This window comes from Burkholderia sp. 22PA0106, from assembly GCF_047497155.1.
Classification (GTDB): domain Bacteria; phylum Pseudomonadota; class Gammaproteobacteria; order Burkholderiales; family Burkholderiaceae; genus Burkholderia.
On the sequence record NZ_CP163163.1, the window covers coordinates 3,668,501 to 3,687,965 of the forward strand.

The window sequence follows — 19,465 nt, forward strand, 5'->3', positions numbered from 1 at the left end:
GCGCCCGTGCCTACCGGAACAACGCCGCCACCACATAGCCCGCGATACGCGGGTTCTCCTTGATCCGACGCACGCTGTAGCCGTACCAGTCGATCCCGTACGGCACATACACGCGCACCCGGAAGCCGCGCTCGCGCAGCCGGTCGCGCAACGGCTCGCACACGCCCAGCAGCATCTGGAATTCGAAGCGCGAGGCGTCGATGCGCTCGCGCTCGATCCAGGCCACCAATCGCTCGATCAGCTGCACGTCGTGCGTGGCGATGCCGACGAACGCGCCCGCCTCGATCGCCGCCACCACATGCTCGAAGAACGGCCCGTTGATCGCGCGGCGGTCGTGCGCGGCCCCTTCGACCAGGTGCGACGCCGCCTCGGCATAGATGCCCTTGCAAATCCGCATCCGGCTGCGGCGCGCGGCGAGCGCCGGCAGATCGTCATGCGTGCGCCGCAAATACGCCTGCACCGCGATGCCGACTGGATGGCCCGCCGCTTCGAGCGACGCGAACAGGTCGAGCGTGCGCTGCGTGCAGCTCACGTCCTCCATGTCGATGCAGGCTTGCAGGCCGTACCGGGCGGCCTCGTGCAGGACGCGCTCGACCCGTGCCACGCAGCCGGGCGCGTCGAGCAGCAGGCCAAGCGCGGTCAGCTTGATCGACAGTTCGGCGTGCAAACCGTCTGCGCCGAGCGCCGCGATCAGGTCGAGATAGTCGCGCGTCATCGCATCGGCCTGCGCCGCGGTGGCGGCGGTTTCGCCGAGCACGTCGATGGTGGTGTCGAAGCCGGCCGCATCGAGCGCGCGGATGCGCGGAACGGCGTCATGCAAGGTATCGCCCGCGATGTAGCGGCGGGAAATCTTGCGGATCAGCCAATGAGGAACGAACGGGATGGCGCGCGCGGCCATCGTATTGAAAATACGCATGTCTGGGTCTCGTGAAAACGCATGCGCCGGAGCCCGACCATGGAAGGTCGAACCGGGGCGCGGTCACCGGACGGTGCAATACCGTCAGGCAGGACTGCCAGGCCGATGCGGTGAAGGCATCGGCGCCGGCGTCAGTGCGTTGTCGAAGGAGGCCAGGCTGCTGCGTACATGGTGGCAGTGTTTAGCTGTGCAATATAAACGGGGTGAAGCGGCGGGCGATGCAACGCCCGCAAGCGCAGCGATCGTATCACGCGCCGCCGCAGCGTGCCGAGCGGCCCGCGCTCATTGCTCCCCGAGCCGCTCTTCCATCCCTTCGAGCGCCAGCTCGCGCTCCTTCGACAGCCCGCCCAGCGGCGGCCCGGCGAAGCTCTTGCGCACGCCGCCCAGATACCACACGCCGAGCAGCAGCACGAGCAGCGCCGCGATCACGTAGATCACCTTCTCGTTGGGCGGCTGGATGCCGACATAGGCCAGCACCAGCGCGCCGATCACGGCCGCCACGGCGAATGGTTTGGACAGCCAACCAAGCTGGAACGGCCCCTTCTGCGTCCAGGTGCGCCCTTCCGCGAAGATGCCGGCCGCGATCGGCATGGCGTACGAGATGAACAGGAACACCGCGCTGCCGGCGCTCAACACGCTGAACGCATCACCGTACAACGTGATCAGGATCGCGAGGATCGCCGAGACCCAGATCGCCGTGCCCGGCGTGCGGTGCAGCGCGTTGACGCGACGCAGCCACTTCGAGCCCGGCAGGCCGCCATCGCGGGCGAACGCGTACATCATCCGCGAGGTCGAGGTCACGGCGGCCAGCCCGCACACGTAGTTGATGAAGAACATCAGCAGCTCGATCACCAGCCGCAGCGGCGTGGGGATCGGCGCCAGGATCGCCTGGAAGAAGCCGGTGCCCTGCTTGACGGCGTCGGCCACGTTCGGCATGACCAGCACGAACGAGCACACCATCACGTAGCCGAACGTGGTCGACCAGAACACCGAGCCGATGATGCCGCGCGGCACGTTGCGCGACGCGTCGCGGGTTTCTTCCGAGGTGTGCGCCGAGGCGTCGAAACCGGTGATCGTGTAGGCGGTCAGCAGCAGGCCGGACAGGAAGGCCATCGCCATCGTCTGCTTCGGCCACATGCCGCCGTCGGTACCGGTGAAGTTGGTGAACGTGGTCAGGCGCGACAGGTCGAGCTTGACCGGCGAGTAGTAGAGCAGCGCCGCAACCAACAAAATCGTCACCACGAAGATCAGGTATCCCGACAAATCGGTGATCAGGCTCGTGAGGCGGATGCCGCGATGGTTGAGCAGCGCCTGCGAGGCCGTGATCACGGTGAGGAACAGCGTTTGCGCGCCCCAGCCGAGCGAATCGGGCGACACGCCGAACAGCGGCGCAATCAGCGTCTTGAAGAACGGATCGTAGGTGCCGTAGTTGATCGCGGCCACCACGAACACCAGGCCGAGCAGGTTCAGCCATGCGGTGAGCCAGCCCCAGGTCTTGCCGCCGAGAATCGAGCCCCAGTGATACAGGCCGCCGGCCGTCGGATACGACGAGGCGATCTGCGCCATCGCGGCCGCCACCACCATCGCGAACAGCGAGCCGAGCGGCCAGCCCAGCCCGATCGATGCGCCGCCGGCCGCCGACAGGCCCAGTTGGAACGACGTGATGCCGCCCGACAGGATGCAGATCAGCGAGAACGACACCGCGAAGTTCGAGAACGCCCCCATCCGGCGCGACAGCTCCTGCGCGTACCCCATCTGGTGCAGCAGCCTGACGTCGTCGTCAGCGGGGCCGGCCGGGGCGGCCGTGTGTTTGATGTCCATGACGAATCCTTTTCATGTACGCGAGCGGCCTTGCCGCGCGCGGGATGCCCGATAGCCGATGTCGTTGCGCTCAGGCCGCCGTGAAGCAGTTGTCCACATACAGGTGCGCGCCGTTGACGAACGACGCATCGTCGCTCGCCAGGAACAGCGCGGCCTGCGCCACTTCCTCGGGCGCGCACAGCCGCCCCTGCTGCGCCGACAGCGCCGCCTCGCTCGCGTCGAACCCGTATTGCGCCAGCGCGCTGATCTCGCGCTGCCCGTGCGGCGTGTTGATGAAGCCCGGATTCACGGCATTGCAGCGAATGCCGCGATCGCGATATTCCACGGCGATCGCCCGCGCGAACATCGCGCACGCGCCCTTGGTGGTGCAATACAGCACTTCGAGCGGCGTGGCCGCCACCGACGAGATCGACGCGGTGCACACGATCGAGCCGCGCCCCGCCTCCAGCATGTGCGGCAGCACGGCCCGCGTCATCATGAACATGCTGCGCACGTTGACGTCCATGAGCCAGTCGTAGTCCTCATCAGTCGTGTCGAGGAACGGTTTGACGACGATGCTGCCCGCGTGATTGAACAGCACGTCGATGCGCGCGAAACGCTGCACCACGCCGGCCACGGCGGCGTCCACGGCGTCGCGCCGCGACACGTCGGCCGCAAAAAATTCCGCCACCCCGCCCTCGTCGCGAATGCGCGCCACCACCGCCTCGCCGGCCTCCACGTTGCGGTCGATCACCGCCACCTGCGCGCCCTCGCGCGCGAACAGCAGCGACGCCGCGCCGCCGGCTCCGGTCGCCCCGCCCGACACGATCGCCACCTTGCCGGCCAGCCGCTCGCGCCCGGCCGGGGTGGTGCCTTGCTTGCCCATGCTCATTCGATGCCTCCCGATGTGATGATGGCAACACGGTAGGCGCACCGAAATGGCGCGACTATCCAGAATTGGCAAAATGTCGATGGCAATCCGAAATAGTCGGCCGCACGGTGCGGGCATGGCGTGTGCGGCTGCTCCGCTATTTTGGCGGGCCTACACTGGGCCTCACGGAATGCGGCCCTCACGCGACAGCCAATTCAGAAATGGGTTTCGATCTCACCACTGCCGTTGCCACCCACACCTGCCGCAGCGTCGAGGAGCAGGCGTCGCTGCTCGACGCCTGGAACCAGAGCTATTGCCAGATCTCGCGCGGCAGCTTCGACGGCTCGATCGTCTCGTTTGCCGCCGGCAGCGTGCGCATCCATGTCGAGCGCCTGAACCGCACCGTCTATCAGCGCGGCGAGGTGGCGCGCGACCGCATCGCCGTGGGCATTCCGTTCCAGCTCGAAGGGCATGCGCTGTTGTGCGGCGAGACAAGCCATCGCGACGCGCTGCATGTGTTTTCCGGCAGCAACGGTTTCGAATTTCTGTCGCCGGACCGGCACCTGGTGGTGAACCTCGAAATCACCGCCGCCGACACGCGCAGCGACAGCGTGCGCGAGCAACTGCGCGAGATCGGCGAACGGCTGGCCGGCCGCGCCGGCATCCGCAACGCCGAGCCGCTGCGGCTCGACGCATTTCGCACCACGTTGGCGCAGATGCTGTCGGCGATCCAGGACACGCCGGCGCTGCTCGACGATCCGCAGGTGGCCGCCTCGCTGGAGCGCAGCGCCGTGTTCGGGCTGGCCGACGTGCTGCCCGACCCGCTCGCACACGACGCCGCCGCGGCCACGCGCACTCACCTCACGCATCGCACCGCGCGCCACTGGCAACTGGTGCGCGCGGTGCGCGAGCTGGTGGAGGGGTCGCCCGACGGCCCGCTGACCGTGGCCGAATTGTGCGTGCGATTGCGCGCGAGCCGCCGCACGCTGCAATACGCGTTCGAGGCATCGCTCGGCGTCAATCCGTTCACGTACATGCGCGCGGTGCGGCTCGGGCATGCGCGCCGCGAATTGCAGCGCGCCGACACCGTGACCGAGGCCGCCACGCGCTGGGGCTTCTGGCATCTCGGCAACTTCTCGAACGAATACCGCGAACAGTTCGGAGAACTACCTTCCGAAACCTTGCGCCGGCATCGCGGGCACGGTTGAGGCGGTGGCCGGCGCATCGCCGACTCTCGCGTGGCTCCATGAATTCGCCACCGGCTGGTGCTCAGCAAACGCGCGACGCGCTCCTATACTGGCCTGCCATCGAATGCCGCCCAGGAGCGCTTTTTCATGAACGATTCACTCGTTGTCCGCGACGCACGCCCCACCGATTTCGCAGCGTGGCTGCCGCTCTGGGATGGCTACAACGCGTTTTATGGCCGCTCGGGCGACACCGCGCTGCCGCGCGAGATCACCGACCTGACGTGGCGGCGCTTCTTCGACGGTTACGAGCCGATGCGGGCGATGGTGGCGGAGCTGGATGGCGCGCTCGTCGGCCTCGTGCATTTTCTCTACCACCGTCACACCACACTGGCCGGGCCGATCTGTTATCTGCAGGACTTGTTCACGCTCGATGCGGCGCGCGGCAAGGGCGTCGGGCGCGCGCTGATCGAGGCCGTGTATCGCGAGGCGAGGCGCGACGGCGTCGAGCGCGTGTATTGGCAGACTCATGAAACCAATGCGACGGCGATGAAGCTGTACGACCAGGTGGCGAACAAGTCGGGATTTTTGGTTTATCGGCAGCAGATGTAGGCGGCCGGGACGCGTTGCGTTATCGGTTTTACCGTCGCTCGATCCTGAGCATGTGTTCTCGCACACCCTCGGGCCGCACGCAGCATGCATCCGACAAGCGCATGCTGGCGGGGTTGGGTCGGATTTGGGGAACGCCACGTCGCCCGCCAGGTTCAGACGAACACGCTCATATCGGTGCCGAAGCGCTCGGCCAACGCCTTCGCGACGTTTTTGCTGATCGCGCGGCGGCCCGCGAGGATGTCGCTGATCAGCGTCGGCGAGGCGATGTCGGCCAGATCCTTCTGCTTCAGGCCGTGCGCTTCCAGCAGATAGCGCAGCACCTCGCGCGGCTCGGCTTTCGGCAGCGCCACCTGACGCGACTCCCAACCCTCGATCAGATCCGTGACCAGATCGAAAAGGTCGTGCAGCGGACCTTCGTCTGCCTCGAGATGCAGATGATCGGCCAGCTCGTTGGCCAGCGCGACCATCTTGCGATGATCGCCTTCGTCGCGAATCGGCTTGAGAAAGACCTGCTCCTGCAAAGCGGACCAGGTTTTGGCAATGGCGGGAAAACCTCCCGAGAGGCGTTGAGTTTTCATTTCTTTCTATTTTTCCCTGTCCATGCGTCGTATTCCTTGTGCGTCAGAACATGGCGGATGAACAACTTTTGCCGATCGAAATGAATGGCGGCAACGACTCGACACTTGTTGCCTCCCACGTTGAAAACATAGAAGCAGGCAGGAACGTAATCAACGGTACCGAACGTCGTCTTCAGGCTGGCCAGATCGTCGGCCTTGCACTTCAGCGCCAGTGTGTACCAGATCTGAAGCGAACTTTTCGTTGCGGGGTGCTTGGCAATGAATTCATCGACTGCCGTTTTCGAAATGACACGCATGCTGGCGTTCCTTGTCAAACGTTTCGACGTCGTTTATGGCCTTCTCCGTAATAGGGGCACACCCCTGAATGACCGACCCTTGCAGACGCCGATGCTGCATACGCGGAAACGAGTGTATTCGCAAAACGTGAACTTCGCAAATTGAGAAGTTCACGAGTTCGCCAACATATCGTGTGGGGAGGCAAGCGGCGCTGATACGTATCAAACCCACTCATCGTATGCGCATCCAGATCGAGCGCCCGTGCTTTCGGCAGCGCGCCGCGATCGACAAGGCCGCTACCGCCGCAAGGCACGCGAGGGGCGGTCAGCAGGAGAGACCACGGTCAATCCATCTGCATGCCTGATCGATGCCGCCGAAGCGCACCGCATAGGCGCTGCGTGTTTCTCCCGATGTCCGCCGCGCGCCCGCCCCGATACTCTCTGGATACAGAGTTCGGCATTCGGTAGACGATTTCACCGATCCCTCAAGACCATCCACGCCGCTCTGCTCCCCCACGATTCGCCCACCCACCGCCGAGGACGCGCGATGAAGATGCCGGATTGCCTGTTTGGCCGCTCCACGAGCACCGACCTCGACGAACCGCTGCTGCTGGGAGAGACCGGCTTCTCGTTCGCCCGTACGCAACGCCCGGCCGCGCCGCTCGCGCAGTGGGCGCACGGCGGCGTGCCCGCTGCGGCGCGTGCGGCGTTGCAGGCGCAGGCCGGCTTCGCCGACCCCGAAACGCTGTCGTACGTGCCGCTGGAGCGCGATTCGCTCGGCGGCGTCGAGGCCGAATGGATTCTCGCGCGCGCCGCGGCCGGCCTGCTGTCGATCTTCGTGCGCGACGCGCGCGGCGGCGAGGCCGGCCAGTTGCTCGACGACATGCGCTTCGCAGTGGCCGAGGCGCGGCGCTTCCGCGCGGCCGCCGCGCTGGTGTTCGTGCAGCAGGCGCGCGGCGGCGACCTCGCGCGCTGCCTCGACGCGGTGCGCGCCGCGTGCCAAGCGGATGCGATCATCAAGCCGGGCCGCCTGCACGCCGCGCCGGCCGGCACGGACGACCTGCCTGCCTGGTTCTGCTGCCTTCCGGCAAACTGAGGCGGCAAGCCGCCACGCCCCGCCGAACCGCCCGCCTGCGCTTGCGCGCAACACCCCGCCGCCGCCCCTCTTCCGTGCTGGTAAGCTAACGGTATTCTGTATCCATAGATGCCGTGACCATGCCAGCGAAACTCTTGAAAATCCAGGCGCGCACCGATTACGTCGACGAGGTCTATCGCGTGCTGCGCGACGCCATCACCGAAGGCTCGATCGCGCCGGGCACCCGTATCGTCCAGGAAGAAATCGCCGAGCAGTTGTCGGTGTCGCGCTCGCCGGTGCTGCAGGCGTTCCGCCTGCTGAAGAAGGACGGCCTCGTGGAAGACGCGCCGGGGCGCGGCCTGCAGGTCGCGCCGCTCGACGCCGAACGCATCGGCCATCTCTACGAACTGCGCGGCGCGCTCGACAGCCTCGCCGCCCGGCTCGCGGCGCGCAAGCGGGTCAAGCTCGACAAGGCGCTGATCGCCACCGGCCGCAAGCTCTCGAAGGGCGACGACATCAAGGCGATGATCGAGGCCGACATGGCCTTTCACAGCGCGATCTACGCCGCCTCGGGCAACCCGCTGATCGTCGATAACGCGCAGTTGCACTGGATGCTGCTGCGCCGCGTGATGGGCGCCGTGCATCGGGTGGCCGGCCAGCGCAAGAGCGTCTGGGACGAGCACGCGGCGATCGCCGAGGCGATCGCGCAGGGCGACGAGGAACTGGCCGCGAAGCTCAGTAGTCAGCACACCGAATATGCGCGCGAGAACCTCGTGCACAACATGGCCGAAGCGGTGGCCTGAACGAACGCGCGCCGGCGGACACATAGCCCGCCGGCGCGATGACATCAGGATGCGTTGACGCCACGCATCCTTTCCCTCAAGCCCGCGTGCGACGCGAATTCACCAGCGCGGGCGGCACCAGCAGCACCAGCACCCCGCCCACCACCAGGCTCGCCGACAGCACCAGCACGCCGGCACCGGCCGATCCCGTGGCGTTCTTGATCACGCCGATCAGCGACGGGCTGACCACGCCCGAAATGCTGCCGACCGAGTTCGCCAGCGCAAGGCCTGCCGCCGCTGCCGCGCCGCCGAGAAACGCGGGCGGCAGCACCCAGAACTGCGAGATCGTCGTCATCACGCCCATCGTGCCGATGGTCAGGCCGATCATCGCCAGCGCGGTGGAATGCGCGAACGCCACGCTCAGGCCCAGCCCGAGCGCGCCCACCAGCCCCGGCACGATCAGGTGCCAGCGCCGCTCGCCGCTGCGATCCGAGCTCTGGCTGACCAGCACCATCGCGATCGCGCCGGCCGCATACGGAATCGCGGTCAGCAGCCCGACGTTGAGCGGGTTCGACACGCCGCTCGACTTGATCAGCGTCGGCAGCCAGAAGCTCACGCCGTACAGCCCCATCGTGTAGAAGAAATAGATGCCGCTGACCAGCAGGATCTTCGCGCTGAACAGCCCCTCGCGCACCGACTGCAACGCGCCCTTGGGCGCCTCCTCGCGCAGCTTGCGCTCGATCGCGGCCTTCTGGTCGGCATCGAGCCAGTTGGCGTCGGCCACCTTGTCGTCGAGGAAGAAGAACGCGATCGCGCCGAGCACGATGGTCGGCACGCCTTCCAGCAGGAACAGCCACTGCCAGCCGGCCATGCCGTGCGCGCCGCCGAGCTGCGTCATGAGCCAGCCCGACAGCGGCCCGCCAACCACGCCCGACATCGGAATGCCGGTCATGAACAGCGCCGTCACCTTCGAGCGGCGTGACGGCGGAAACCAGTACGTCAGGTACAGCACGATGGCCGGAAAGAAGCCGGCCTCGGCCACGCCGAGCAGGAAGCGCATGACGTAGAACTGCGTGGCCGTGTGCACGAACATCATGCCGGCCGACAGCAGCCCCCAGGTCACCATGATCCGCGCGATCCAGCGCCGCGGCCCCACGCGCAGCAGCATCAAGTTGCTTGGCACTTCGAACAACAAATAGCCGATGAAGAACACGCTGGCGCCGAAGCCGTAGATCGCTTCGTTGAAGCCGAGATCGGTCAGCATCTGGAGCTTCGCGAACGCGACGTTGATGCGATCCAGGTACGCGGCGAGATAGCAGAGGAACAGGAACGGCACGAGCCGGACGGTCGCTTTCGCGAACGCCGACGACTCGCCGCCTTCCATATACGCGGCAGGGCTGGGGGAACTCATGGTTGTCTCCTGAGGGGCCTGGCAAATGCCGGCCGGGCGGGCGCCATCTTGGGAGCGTCTCCGCCGGCCGGTGTGGGGGTTCAACCGGCGCGAATCAGTCGAACATGTCCGGCTGCGTCGCGACCAGGTCGTTCCAGAGCGTCTGGAAGTGGAGCCAGCCGATGTATTCGCTGCCCACGTGTTCGCGGCTGTAGCGCGCGCTTTCGGGCTTCACTTCCCTCGGCACCACGCCGGTCGCCTCGATCATCAGTTGCTGGCGGCAGCAGCGTTCGAGCGCGATGAACCAGAACGCGGCGGCATCGATGCTGTGGCGGCTCGCCGTCAGCAGGCCGTGGTTCTGGTGGATCGCGGCCTTCACGCCGGCGAACGCGTTGGCGACCTTGTTGCCGCCCTTCACTTCCACCGCCACCTTGCCCGCTTCCTCGCCGATCACGACGTGGTCTTCGAAGAACGCGGCGGCGTCCTGCGAGATCGGCGCGAGCGGCTTGCCGAGCGCGGCGAACGCAGTGCCGTACACGGTGTGCGCATGACACATCGCGACGATGTCCTGGTGCTGCTCGTGCACGGCGGCATGCAGCACGAAGCCCGCGCGGTTGATCGCGTATTCGCCTTCCACCACGCGGCCGGTGTGGTCGGCGCAGATCAGGTTCGACACCTTCACCTGCGCGAAATGCACGGCCATCGGGTTGGTCCAGTACAGGCCCGGATGTTCGGGATCCCGAATCGTCAGGTGGCCGGCGAAGCCGTAATCAAAGCCGTGCTGCGCGAACGCGCGGCAGGCGGCCACGAGCCGCTCCTTCAAGTGCTGGCGATGCGCCGCGTGCGATTCGAACGTCGGCAGTTCGGGAAAGATCAACCCTTCCTGATCGGGTTGGTAGATCGACACCTTTCCCGGCTTGACGATCGATTCGGCCGGGCGTTCGGCGACTGTGGACATGAGATTGCCTCCTTCGACATAGTGGGGTGACGAGATGCGGCGCGGCCTCCCACTTCCTGCCCTGCGCCGCCGATACCGTTGTCGTCTGTCGCGCGACTTGCGTCGACAAACGAACGCTGTTCATACAAACATGAACCACATTCATACTCAGAGATCGAGCACGAGCCGCTTGCCGGCCGGCAGCGACACGCAGGCGGTCAGGTGATCGCGGCGCTCATCCTCGTCGAGGATGGTGTCGTTGTGCTGCACCTCGCCTTCGAGGTAGCGCAGCTTGCAGGTCGCGCACAGGCCCGCGCAGCACGAGGTGGGCACCACGATGCCCACCGCGCCGAGCGCATCCACCAGGCTCTCGCCCGCCTTCAGCATCACCACCTGCCCGGTGCTCGCGATCGTCACCTCGCATTCGCCAGCCGCCGAATCGCCACCGCCCGCCTCGGCCTTCGGCCGTTCCGGTGCCTTGAAATGCTCGAAGTGCACGGTGCCGGCCGGCCAGTGCGCGGCAGCTTCGGCGCAGGCCGCCATGAAGCCGGCCGGGCCGCAGTAATACACGTGCGTGCCGGGCATGTGGCGCTTCAGCAGTTGCTTCACGTCGAAGCGCAGGTGGTCCAGCCCTTCGTCGTAGTGATCGTGCAGCTTGCCGGCGCGGCGCATCGCGTCGAGTTCGGGGCCGAATGCGGCGCCCTCGGCGTTGCGCGCGCAGTAGTGCATGTCGTACGCGATGCCGCGCGCGTCTAGCTCGTGCGCCATCGCCTTGATCGGCGTGACGCCGATGCCGCCCGCGATCAGCACGACGCGCGCGGCGTCGCGCGCCAGCGCGAAGTGATTGCGCGGCCGGCTGATCGTCACGATGTCGCCGGCGCGCAGTTGCTCGTGCACGGCGCGCGAGCCGCCACGGCCGTTCTCGTCCTTCAGCACGGCGATCACGTAGCGGTGCCGTTCGCCCGGCGCATTACTGAGCGAATACTGGCGAATCACGCCCTGCTTCAGATGGACATCGATATGCGCACCGGCCTCGAACGGCGGCAGCGGCGCAGCGCCCGGGCTGACCAGTTCGTAGGAATTGATGCCGCGCCCTTCGTAGCGCACCTGCCTGACCCTCACGTCGAGGGTGTCGGCGGCCGCGTCGCGCGCAGCCTCTGCCGCCTCCTGCGCGGGGGCCAATGCGGCTTCCAGTTCGGTTTCCATGCGGTGTTTCCTTGTGCTTGGCAGGCGGCGCGCTCGCGCGCGGCGAGCGCGCCGCCGGTAAGGCGCTGGCGTGTCAGCGCTTCAGCGATTGCTCGAGATCGTCGAAGCGGCCCCGCACGAACTCGGCGCGCTCGGCGCCCTTCATCGGTTCGCTCTGCGTCAGGATCTCGACCACCGACTTCAGCACCTTGCGCCGGCGCGCCACTTCTTCTTCGACGGTTTCGCCCTCGGCGATCTCGAACACGTTGCCCGAGCAATAGCTGTTCGGTGCGCCCGCCAGCTCGCGGAACCATTCGGTGAAGCCCTGCGCCGACGACGGCGGATTGGTGCCGCGCACCGCGTCGCGCAGCATCTTGCGGAACTGGTAGAGGCCCGCGTCGAAGCGGGTCGGATGTTCGAGCGCATGCACGGCGATCGGGCGCTGGCTGATGATCGCCTCGTAATCGCCCGGCGCGTACTGCGCCTGCTTGTAGTGCGCGCGCTCGCGGTGGTTCGGCGGGATCGGCGGCAGCTCGTCGAGCTTGTACTGGCCGAAGCGCTCGGGGCGGCGCATCGCCACCTGGCCTTCGAGGAAGTCGATCGACTCGTAGCCCACCAGCGCCTTGTTGCCCACGCCGCGCGTGTCGATGCCCGGCCCCATCACGCGCCAGCCGATCATCTTGCTGTTCTCGTCGTCCACCGGCACCGTCCAGCGAATGATGTGGAAGCGGCTGAACAGCTTCTTCTGCGAGCCGTCCTCGGACGTGTAGGCGTGCAGGCTCAGGTTCGGCAGCACCTGATGCTGCACGCGCACGAACAGGCGATCCTTGTCGACGCGGCGCGCGCCCGCGCAGGCGAGGCTTCGGCCGCCCTGCACCGGCACGAAGTTCATGTCGGGCGCCACTTCCATCGAGGCCGCGCCGACCTCGTCGAACGTGGTGCCCTGGAAGTGCCCATCCACCACGCTCTTGCCCGCGTGCAGCGCGGCCGTGTGGTAGTTGTCGGCCGCGTTGTCCTGCACCTGCAGCCAGTTGCAATGCTGGAAGTTGCTGTACGGCACCAGCTCGTCGCCGTCCATCACCGTGAAGTCGCCTTCCCATTCGGGGAACGGCGGTTCGTCCTCGGGCGGCCCCATGTAGGCGAACACCAGGCCGTTGCGCTCGACCGCCTTGTAGGCGCCCTGGCGGATCGAGCAGGCGAACTTCTCGGCCTCCTTCTCCTCCCCCTTCGGGAACGGCACGTGCAGGCAGGCGCCGTCCACGTCGAACACCATGCCGTGATAGCAGCACATGATGCCGTGCTCCTGGATCGAGCCGTATTCGAGCGATGCGCCGCGGTGCACGCAGTGCGCATGCAGCACGCCCACCGCGCCGCTCTTGTCGCGGAACGCCACCAGTTCCTCGTTGAGGATCTTCAGGAAGCGCGGCGTATCGGTCAGTTCGAGCGACATGCACACCGGGTGCCAGAAGCGCCGCATGAATTCGCCGGTCGGCGTGCCCGGCCCGGTTTCCGTCAGCTCGGGATCGTGATCGGGAATCTTGTTCGTGTAGTAGCCGCCGTAGGGAATCAGTTTCCTGGCAACCGGCGCGGCTCCGCCGGCGGTGCGCGGCTCTTCCAGTTTGTCCGATTTGACGCTCATGACTTGCTTCCTCCAGTGATTGATGGGGATCGTGCCGCTTGAATTCTTTTGAACTCTGAACTCTGTATACAGAGCGTAGTGTTCTGAATCCGGAATGTCTGTATGGGTTAACACCGAGATCGCGCTTGGCGTGCGCGCGCCGACCGTGGCGAACGGCGGCTGCTGTGCGTTGGTGCGGGCGGGTGCAAGGCGCGGCAACGCGACGGCGCTGCGGCGCGGAACAACGTGGAGGAAACGAGAGAAAGCGGGGAAGGATGAAACGACGGCGACGGCGGCTCGGGGTCGTCACGCGGGCACCGCCCGCCCCTGCCGCCGAGGGTGACGCCCGGGCGCTGGGCTGCTCGGGCCGCCGGGCTGCCGGGCTGCCGGGCTGCCGGGCTGCCGGGCTGCCGCGACGCTAACGCACCGCGTCGAGCCGGCTCAGTTCGTCTTCGGTGAACAGCCGCGAGCGCGTCAGGAAGCGCAGGCCGCTGGTGCCTTCGAGCGAGAACATGCCGCCGATGCCGGGCGTCACGTCGATGATCAGTTGCGTGTGCTGCCACGACGCGTACTGCGAGTCGCTCATGTAGAACGCCATGCCCTCGATCTCGCCGAGGCGCACATCGCCGCCGCCGACGATCAGTTCGCCTTCCTGAAGACACATCGGCGCGCTGCCGTCGCAGCAGCCGCCCGACTGGTGGAACATCAACTGGCCGTGCTTGCGGCTCAGTTCCTGGATCAACTGGCGCGCGGCGTCGGTGGCGACGACGCGCGGTGGCGAATCGGACATGGTGTCTCCTCCCGGCGCGGTGCGCCAACGGTGGCGAGCGCCGGCATGCCGGCCGCCGCCCATCCGTCCGATATTAGGCAGCGCCGCCGCGCTTCGACAGGCCGGGTTAACCCGCCGCCGGGTGGGCGTCGGCGTCGGCGTCCGGCCGAGGTTCATGGAGCGCTTCGAGCGCCAGCACGAGTTGCTTGCTGGCCGTGCCCTGCAGGTATTGCTGCACGTCGCCCTCCACACGCGCCTGCGCCGCCTGCCAGTGCGGCTCCGCGTCGCGCAGTTTGGCCGTGCCGCTTTCGCTCAGGCGCGCGACCTTGAAGCGCGCATCGCCTTCGGAAAACACGGTCACCCAGCCCGACTGGATCAGCACCTTCATGTTGCGCGAGATGGTGGTCTTGTCGAGCATCGTGATGGTGGCGATCTCGGTGAAGGTGGCGGATTCGAGCCGAGCGAGCACGCGCAGCAGCGCGAATTGCGTGGCCTTCAGGCCGGTGGGGCGCAGCACCTGATCGTAGATGCCGGTCAGCGCGTTGGCCGCGCGCCTGAACTGGATGCAGTAGCAATCGGGAAGCATGGATCGACATGTCGACGCCGCCGTGGGCGCCGTCGACGGACAAGGGTGAAGTTACGCCGACGTTACACGCGACGTCGGGCAACGTCAAAACGATTTAACATTCGGCTCGCACGCTACGCCGTGCCGCAGCGCTGCCTCGGGGCCGCATCGCGGTGTCGAAGCCGGACTCCGAACCGTTGCAGCGCCACGGGCTCGCTCCAAGGCACGGGCGGCACGCGGCGGCACGAGAAACCCGAAGCGTCCCGGCCTCTGCCCCTTACAGCATCTCCGCCAGCACCGCCGGATCGCCGGTCTGAATCCGCAGCCGCCGCGCCTGACGCGGCATCACGACATACATCGCGCCGAGTATCCCCACGCACAGCATGACGAGTTGCAGCAGCAGCATCCAGCCCGGCGAGGCCGCCACCACATGCTTGAACGGATACGCGAGCAGGTTGCCGGCGAGCGATACGACGATGGTCCAGCCCCAGGTGGTCAGCCCGAGCATCACCGCCTGCCGGAAGCTGTAGCGCTCCGGCACCGTGAGCCCATGCCTGGCGAACGCGCGGCGCGTCATGTAACCGACGATCGGCAGACTCAGCACCACGACCGCCGCCAACAGCCCGAATATCACCAGCACGGCCAGGCCGAACGCGCCGTTCTCCCCCAGCTTCGGCACCATGCCATGCCGCGCCGTCAGGTAGAACACGAACAGGAGCACGATCGCGCCGAGCCAGATCGGCAAGGTCGCGAGCGTGGCGCGCCAGAAGTACGACCACCACACGGCAAGACGCTGGAAGAAGGACAACGGAGGATGCATGGTGAACATCGCGGCCTCGATTGGATTGTGATTGGAGTCGGACAGCTTGATGCAACGCGGCGCACACCCCGTGCCGCGACCTCACGCGAACCGGCCCGGCGGCGCGTCTCTCACGCGCGCCGCCGGGCCGGGGTACTGCATGCCGCCAGCCGCGCTTACTCGCCGGCCTTCTTGTCCTGCACGTCCTGCTTGATCTGCGGCAGCGCCGACGTCTCGCCCGGCGTCAGCAGCCCGACTTGCGAATACACGCGCAGCTTGTCGCGCGTGTCGGTGATGTCGAGGTTGCGCATCGTCAGTTGGCCGATACGGTCGCGCGGCGAGAACGTCGAGGCGACCTTCTCCATCGACAGGCGCTCCGGCGCGTAGGTCAGGTTCGGCGAACGCGTGCTGAGGATCGAGTAGTCGTTGCCGCGGCGCAGTTCGATGCGCACTTCGCCCGTGATGGCGCGCGCCACCCAGCGTTGCGCCGTTTCGCGCAGCATGATGGCCTGCGGATCGAACCAGCGGCCTTGATACAGCAGGCGGCCGAGGCGGCGGCCGCTTTCGCGGTACTGCTCGATGGTGTCTTCGTTGTGGATGCCGGTGACGAGGCGCTCGTAGGCGATGTACAGCAGCGCGAGACCCGGGGCTTCGTAGATGCCGCGGCTCTTCGCCTCGATGATGCGGTTCTCGATCTGGTCGCTCATGCCGAGGCCGTGGCGGCCGCCGATGCGGTTCGCTTCGAGCAGCAGTTCGACCTGGTCGGTGAATTCCACGCCGTTCAGCGCGACCGGGCGGCCTTCCTCGAAACGCACCGTCACTTCCTCGGCGGCGATCTTCACGTCGTCGCGCCAGAACGCCACGCCCATGATCGGGTTGACGATCTTGATGCCCGAATCGAGGCTTTCGAGATCCTTCGCTTCGTGCGTTGCGCCGAGCAGGTTCGAATCGGTCGAGTAGGCCTTCTCGGCCGACATCTTGTAGCCGAAGCCGGCCTTCGTCATGAATTCCGACATTTCGGCACGGCCGCCCAGTTCGTCGATGAACTGCTGGTCGAGCCACGGCTTGTAGATCTTCAGATCGGGGTTGACGAGCAGGCCGTAGCGGTAGAACCGCTCGATGTCGTTGCCCTTGTACGTGCTGCCGTCGCCCCAGATGTTGACGCCGTCTTCCTTCATGGCGGCCACCAGCATGGTGCCGGTCACGGCGCGGCCAATCGGGGTGGTATTGAAATACGTGACGCCGGCCGTGGAGATGTGGAAGGCGCCCGATTGCAGCGCGGCGATCCCTTCGGCCACGAGTTGCGCGCGGCAATCGATCAGGCGGGCGTTTTCGGCGCCGTATTCGCGGGCACGCTGCGGAATCGAATCGTAGTCCTCTTCGTCCGGCTGGCCGAGGTTCGCGGTGTATGCGTACGGCACGGCGCCCTTGATGCGCATCCAGTGCAGCGCCGCGCTGGTGTCGAGGCCGCCGGAGAACGCAATACCGACCTTCTGGCCAGTCGGGAGATTTTCAAGAATCGTGGTCATGACGGAAAACCGTTAAATCGTGATCGAAAGGGAATGCGCGTAACCCGTAAGTATCGGCGGTGCCTGATTATGAGGCAAGTTTTGTCGCGCCCCGGGGAAACCGTTCGAAATGGGGGCAAATCGGCCAAAATCGCGCTAAATCGGCCCCGCCCGCGCATTTTTCACCGGATTTTCGCCGATTTCCGCACCGCCGGCCGCTCATGCGCCGATCGGCGCCGCGCGCCGGCCCGCCCGTTCTCCTTAAACAAAGTTTCATCCGGCGATACGGTTGTTTCAGAAATGGAGCCAGGACGCGGTCCGATAATCGCTGCATCGTGACCTGGACAGGGAGCCGGAAATGACGCGTCCGATGAGCATCGAACTGATCAACGAGTACGGCAAGAGCGCCGTGCTGGTGTCGATCGACAAAGCCTCGGTGATCCTCGATCCGGCCGACGTGGACGCCGTGATCCAGTACCTGAGCCTGCTGCGCGCCTCGATGCAGCCGCCGGTGCCGGAAGCGCCGCTGCGCTCCGAGCAGTACGTGGTCGAGATGGACCCGTGCTGGTACACCGAGCAGCACGCGCTGTACGGCGGCGCGGTGCTGTTCCTGCGCCACACGGGCCTGGGCTGGAGCGGTTTCGCGCTGCCGCCGCTGAGCCTGGAGCGCCTGCACGAATCGCTCGGCCGCCATCTGGAAGATGCGCGAGAGGCCACCAGCCTGCCCAACTGAGCCGGCCCGCGGCCCTCACCCCGCCGCGATTCTGAAAAAAGCTTCATGTTCCGGGCGCGGTGTTGTTAACGCGCCCCACCGATCATGAACGCACCGCAAATGTTGCCCGTACAACCATGAACCAGCTCCAGGCGATGCGCGTCTTTACGCGTGTAGTGGATCTCGAAAGCTTCAACCTCGCCGCGCGTCAGCTCGGCATGTCGGCCGCGGCCGTCACGCGCAGCGTCGGCATGCTGGAGGCGCACCTGAACATGCGCCTGCTGAACCGCACCACGCGCAGCCTGTCGCTGACCGAGGCCGGCCGCGAATATCTCGACGGCTGCCGCGTGATCATCGAAAAGCTCGACGAGGTCGAATCGAACCTCGTGCGCGCCACCCGCGACCCGCGCGGCACGTTGCGCGTGGCCGCGTCGATGAGCTTCGCGGCCGGCGGCCTGGGCGAGCTGCTGGCCGGCTACCGGCTGCAACACCCGCGCGTCGGCTTCGACGTGACCACCTTCGACACCCACATCGACATGGTCGAGGGCGGCTACGACGTCTGCTTCTCCGACGACCGCCGGCTGGTCAGCGCCACGCTGGTGTCGCGCTCGCTGACCACGGTGCGCGAGGTGCTGGTGGCCTCGCCCGAATACCTGGCGCGCCACGGCACGCCGGCCGACCCGGCCGCGCTGAACAACCACAGCCTGCTGACCGTGTCCGACGGCGCCGCGCGCACCTGGGAGTTCGCCGATCACGACGGCGTGTGCCGCGTCTACACCGGCCAGGCGCTGGCCTCCAGCGGCAGCGCGATGGTGCGCGTGGCGGCATTGAGCCACATGGGCATCGCGCTGCTGCCCGAGCCGCTCGTCACACCCGATATCGAACGCGGCGAGCTGGTCACGCTGCTCGACCACTACGCGGCCAACGGCGGCCCGCGCAACATCTCGATTCTTTATCCGGGCCGGAATTATCTGTCCATGAAGGTGCGCAGCTTCATCGATTTCTCGGTGGGCCGCTATCGCGGCGCGGACCGCACCGCCCCCTTGCGCGCCGTCGCCTGACTCGCATCACATGTCGAAAATCCTGACGATCGAGGACGATGTCCTGATCGCCGACAGCATCGCGCGCCAACTGAACGCGCAGGGCCATACCGTCGACGTGGCGCGCACCGGCCGCGAAGGCATCGCCAAGGTGATGGCGGGCGAGTACGACGCCGTCACGCTCGACCGCATGCTGCCCGATCTCGACGGGCTGACGATCCTCTCGACGATGCGCGGCGTGGGCCTCGACACGCCGGTGCTGGTCATGAGTGCGATGTCGGAAGTCGATCAGCGCATCGCGGGCCTGCGCGCGGGCGGCGACGACTACCTCGTCAAGCCGTTCTCGCTCGACGAGATGGTGGCGCGACTCGAAGTGCTGATGCGCCGCCGGCCGCGCAACGCACACGCCGAAACGGTGTTGCGCGCCAACGGCATCGAGCTCGACCTGGTGCGCCGCAGCGCGGCGCTCGGCGCGCACGAGCTGGACCTGCTGCCCACCGAATTCCGCGTGCTCGAATTCATGATGCGTCACGCCGGCCGCGTGCTGACGCGCACGATGATCTTCGAGGGCGTGTGGGGTTGCCGCTTCGATCCGGGCACCAACCTGATCGACGTGCACGTGGGCCGGCTGCGCCGCAAGATCAACAAGCCCGGCGAAGCGCCGCTGATCCGCACGATTCGCGGCGCGGGCTACATGCTCGGCTGATCGGCATTTTTTTTGCGCCGCTCGCACGGCATTCCGCTGTCCGGTTGCGCACACAACCATCTTGTCGAACGCCGCCACGCGACGTTATCGCAGCGTTTTTCACGCTCGATTTCATCCCCGCTTCATGTTCGCGTGCCAGCGCG

20 protein-coding genes are annotated in these 19,465 nt (G+C 66.6%); 7 read left to right on the forward strand and 13 right to left on the reverse strand.

Going from position 1 to position 19,465, the window contains the following annotated elements; translation table 11 throughout:
• Positions 1-10: 10 nt before the first annotated feature.
• The 3 genes from AB4850_RS31360 to AB4850_RS31370 form a co-directional block, all read right to left on the reverse strand.
• A complete protein-coding gene (locus tag AB4850_RS31360) occupies positions 11-916 on the reverse strand; it encodes a proline dehydrogenase family protein (RefSeq protein WP_414443287.1) in 906 nt (301 codons plus the stop codon).
• A 282-nt stretch (positions 917-1,198) separates the two neighbouring features.
• A complete protein-coding gene (locus AB4850_RS31365) occupies positions 1,199-2,737 on the reverse strand; it encodes an amino acid permease (RefSeq protein WP_414443288.1) in 1,539 nt (512 codons plus the stop codon).
• A gap of 70 nt (positions 2,738-2,807) precedes the next feature.
• Entirely contained in the window at positions 2,808-3,608 is an 801-nt protein-coding gene (locus AB4850_RS31370) for an SDR family NAD(P)-dependent oxidoreductase (protein WP_414443289.1), read from the reverse strand.
• Positions 3,609-3,808: 200 nt separating this feature from the next.
• Between AB4850_RS31370 and AB4850_RS31375 the strand changes: the two genes are divergently transcribed.
• Complete coding sequence (locus tag AB4850_RS31375) at positions 3,809-4,795, forward strand: helix-turn-helix domain-containing protein (RefSeq protein WP_414443290.1); 987 nt, start codon at positions 3,809-3,811, stop codon at positions 4,793-4,795.
• Positions 4,796-4,921: 126 nt separating this feature from the next.
• On the forward strand, positions 4,922-5,383 hold the full coding sequence (locus AB4850_RS31380; protein WP_414443291.1) for an N-acetyltransferase family protein: 462 nt from the start codon (positions 4,922-4,924) through the stop codon (positions 5,381-5,383).
• 152 nt (positions 5,384-5,535) lie between these two features.
• On the opposite strand, the gene AB4850_RS31385 is transcribed toward AB4850_RS31380, so the two are convergent.
• Positions 5,536-5,961: a helix-turn-helix domain-containing protein gene (locus AB4850_RS31385; protein WP_414443292.1), complete on the reverse strand. Its 426-nt coding sequence runs from the start codon at positions 5,959-5,961 to the stop codon at positions 5,536-5,538.
• Positions 5,958-6,257, reverse strand: a complete 300-nt coding sequence (locus AB4850_RS31390) for a type II toxin-antitoxin system HigB family toxin (RefSeq protein ID WP_414443293.1) — start codon at positions 6,255-6,257, stop codon at positions 5,958-5,960. Before AB4850_RS31390 ends, AB4850_RS31385 begins: the two co-directional genes overlap by 4 nt.
• A 526-nt stretch (positions 6,258-6,783) precedes the next feature.
• Between AB4850_RS31390 and AB4850_RS31395 the strand changes: the two genes are divergently transcribed.
• Together AB4850_RS31395 and AB4850_RS31400 are read left to right on the forward strand one after the other, a co-directional pair.
• Positions 6,784-7,332: a hypothetical protein gene (locus AB4850_RS31395; RefSeq protein ID WP_414443294.1), complete on the forward strand. Its 549-nt coding sequence runs from the start codon at positions 6,784-6,786 to the stop codon at positions 7,330-7,332.
• Positions 7,333-7,451: 119 nt separating this feature from the next.
• Entirely contained in the window at positions 7,452-8,114 is a 663-nt protein-coding gene (locus AB4850_RS31400; RefSeq protein WP_414443295.1) for a GntR family transcriptional regulator, read from the forward strand.
• A 76-nt stretch (positions 8,115-8,190) separates the two neighbouring features.
• Here AB4850_RS31400 and AB4850_RS31405 read toward each other — a convergent pair whose 3' ends face one another.
• The 8 genes from AB4850_RS31405 to argG all read right to left on the reverse strand — a co-directional run bounded on the left by AB4850_RS31405 (position 8,191) and on the right by argG (position 16,885).
• Positions 8,191-9,504, reverse strand: coding sequence for an MFS transporter (locus AB4850_RS31405; RefSeq protein ID WP_414443296.1), 1,314 nt, complete (start codon positions 9,502-9,504; stop codon positions 8,191-8,193).
• A gap of 94 nt (positions 9,505-9,598) precedes the next feature.
• Positions 9,599-10,441 (reverse strand): class II aldolase/adducin family protein, encoded by an 843-nt coding sequence (locus AB4850_RS31410; RefSeq protein WP_414443297.1) that lies wholly within the window; start codon positions 10,439-10,441, stop codon positions 9,599-9,601.
• A 147-nt stretch (positions 10,442-10,588) separates the two neighbouring features.
• Positions 10,589-11,626, reverse strand: a complete 1,038-nt coding sequence (locus AB4850_RS31415; RefSeq protein WP_414443298.1) for a PDR/VanB family oxidoreductase — start codon at positions 11,624-11,626, stop codon at positions 10,589-10,591.
• Positions 11,627-11,699: 73 nt separating this feature from the next.
• Positions 11,700-13,244 carry a Rieske 2Fe-2S domain-containing protein gene (locus AB4850_RS31420; protein WP_414443299.1) on the reverse strand — a complete coding sequence of 515 codons (1,545 nt, stop codon included), beginning with the start codon at positions 13,242-13,244 and terminating at the stop codon, positions 11,700-11,702.
• Between the two features lie 397 nt (positions 13,245-13,641).
• The gene (locus AB4850_RS31425) at positions 13,642-14,013 is read right to left on the reverse strand and encodes a DUF779 domain-containing protein (protein WP_414443300.1); all 372 of its coding nucleotides are present in this window, start codon (positions 14,011-14,013) and stop codon (positions 13,642-13,644) included.
• 106 nt (positions 14,014-14,119) lie between these two features.
• A complete protein-coding gene (locus AB4850_RS31430; RefSeq protein ID WP_414443301.1) occupies positions 14,120-14,578 on the reverse strand; it encodes a MarR family winged helix-turn-helix transcriptional regulator in 459 nt (152 codons plus the stop codon).
• Between the two features lie 256 nt (positions 14,579-14,834).
• The gene (locus tag AB4850_RS31435) at positions 14,835-15,386 is read right to left on the reverse strand and encodes a hypothetical protein (RefSeq protein WP_414443302.1); all 552 of its coding nucleotides are present in this window, start codon (positions 15,384-15,386) and stop codon (positions 14,835-14,837) included.
• Between the two features lie 146 nt (positions 15,387-15,532).
• Positions 15,533-16,885 carry an argininosuccinate synthase gene (gene argG, locus AB4850_RS31440; protein ID WP_414443303.1) on the reverse strand — a complete coding sequence of 451 codons (1,353 nt, stop codon included), beginning with the start codon at positions 16,883-16,885 and terminating at the stop codon, positions 15,533-15,535.
• A 337-nt stretch (positions 16,886-17,222) separates the two neighbouring features.
• Between argG and AB4850_RS31445 the strand changes: the two genes are divergently transcribed.
• The 3 genes from AB4850_RS31445 (at position 17,223) to AB4850_RS31455 (ending at position 19,322) form a co-directional block, all read left to right on the forward strand.
• Positions 17,223-17,597 (forward strand): hypothetical protein, encoded by a 375-nt coding sequence (locus AB4850_RS31445; protein WP_414443304.1) that lies wholly within the window; start codon positions 17,223-17,225, stop codon positions 17,595-17,597.
• 116 nt (positions 17,598-17,713) lie between these two features.
• Positions 17,714-18,637 carry a LysR family transcriptional regulator gene (locus tag AB4850_RS31450; RefSeq protein ID WP_414443305.1) on the forward strand — a complete coding sequence of 308 codons (924 nt, stop codon included), beginning with the start codon at positions 17,714-17,716 and terminating at the stop codon, positions 18,635-18,637.
• A gap of 10 nt (positions 18,638-18,647) precedes the next feature.
• A complete protein-coding gene (locus AB4850_RS31455) occupies positions 18,648-19,322 on the forward strand; it encodes a response regulator transcription factor (protein WP_414443306.1) in 675 nt (224 codons plus the stop codon).
• Positions 19,323-19,465 lie beyond the last annotated feature (143 nt).

Bases quoted from the DNA above. Each gene is read 5' to 3' on its own strand.
- AB4850_RS31360 (WP_414443287.1), bottom strand. From the start codon at position 916: ATGCGTATTTTCAATACGATGGCCGCGCGCGCCATCCCGTTCGTTCCT.
- AB4850_RS31365 (WP_414443288.1), bottom strand. From the start codon at position 2,737: ATGGACATCAAACACACGGCCGCCCCGGCCGGCCCCGCTGACGACGAC.
- AB4850_RS31370 (WP_414443289.1), bottom strand. From the start codon at position 3,608: ATGAGCATGGGCAAGCAAGGCACCACCCCGGCCGGGCGCGAGCGGCTG.
- AB4850_RS31375 (WP_414443290.1), top strand. From the start codon at position 3,809: ATGGGTTTCGATCTCACCACTGCCGTTGCCACCCACACCTGCCGCAGC.
- AB4850_RS31380 (WP_414443291.1), top strand. From the start codon at position 4,922: ATGAACGATTCACTCGTTGTCCGCGACGCACGCCCCACCGATTTCGCA.
- AB4850_RS31385 (WP_414443292.1), bottom strand. From the start codon at position 5,961: ATGAAAACTCAACGCCTCTCGGGAGGTTTTCCCGCCATTGCCAAAACC.
- AB4850_RS31390 (WP_414443293.1), bottom strand. From the start codon at position 6,257: ATGCGTGTCATTTCGAAAACGGCAGTCGATGAATTCATTGCCAAGCAC.
- AB4850_RS31395 (WP_414443294.1), top strand. From the start codon at position 6,784: ATGAAGATGCCGGATTGCCTGTTTGGCCGCTCCACGAGCACCGACCTC.
- AB4850_RS31400 (WP_414443295.1), top strand. From the start codon at position 7,452: ATGCCAGCGAAACTCTTGAAAATCCAGGCGCGCACCGATTACGTCGAC.
- AB4850_RS31405 (WP_414443296.1), bottom strand. From the start codon at position 9,504: ATGAGTTCCCCCAGCCCTGCCGCGTATATGGAAGGCGGCGAGTCGTCG.
- AB4850_RS31410 (WP_414443297.1), bottom strand. From the start codon at position 10,441: ATGTCCACAGTCGCCGAACGCCCGGCCGAATCGATCGTCAAGCCGGGA.
- AB4850_RS31415 (WP_414443298.1), bottom strand. From the start codon at position 11,626: ATGGAAACCGAACTGGAAGCCGCATTGGCCCCCGCGCAGGAGGCGGCA.
- AB4850_RS31420 (WP_414443299.1), bottom strand. From the start codon at position 13,244: ATGAGCGTCAAATCGGACAAACTGGAAGAGCCGCGCACCGCCGGCGGA.
- AB4850_RS31425 (WP_414443300.1), bottom strand. From the start codon at position 14,013: ATGTCCGATTCGCCACCGCGCGTCGTCGCCACCGACGCCGCGCGCCAG.
- AB4850_RS31430 (WP_414443301.1), bottom strand. From the start codon at position 14,578: ATGCTTCCCGATTGCTACTGCATCCAGTTCAGGCGCGCGGCCAACGCG.
- AB4850_RS31435 (WP_414443302.1), bottom strand. From the start codon at position 15,386: ATGTTCACCATGCATCCTCCGTTGTCCTTCTTCCAGCGTCTTGCCGTG.
- argG (WP_414443303.1), bottom strand. From the start codon at position 16,885: ATGACCACGATTCTTGAAAATCTCCCGACTGGCCAGAAGGTCGGTATT.
- AB4850_RS31445 (WP_414443304.1), top strand. From the start codon at position 17,223: ATGACGCGTCCGATGAGCATCGAACTGATCAACGAGTACGGCAAGAGC.
- AB4850_RS31450 (WP_414443305.1), top strand. From the start codon at position 17,714: ATGAACCAGCTCCAGGCGATGCGCGTCTTTACGCGTGTAGTGGATCTC.
- AB4850_RS31455 (WP_414443306.1), top strand. From the start codon at position 18,648: ATGTCGAAAATCCTGACGATCGAGGACGATGTCCTGATCGCCGACAGC.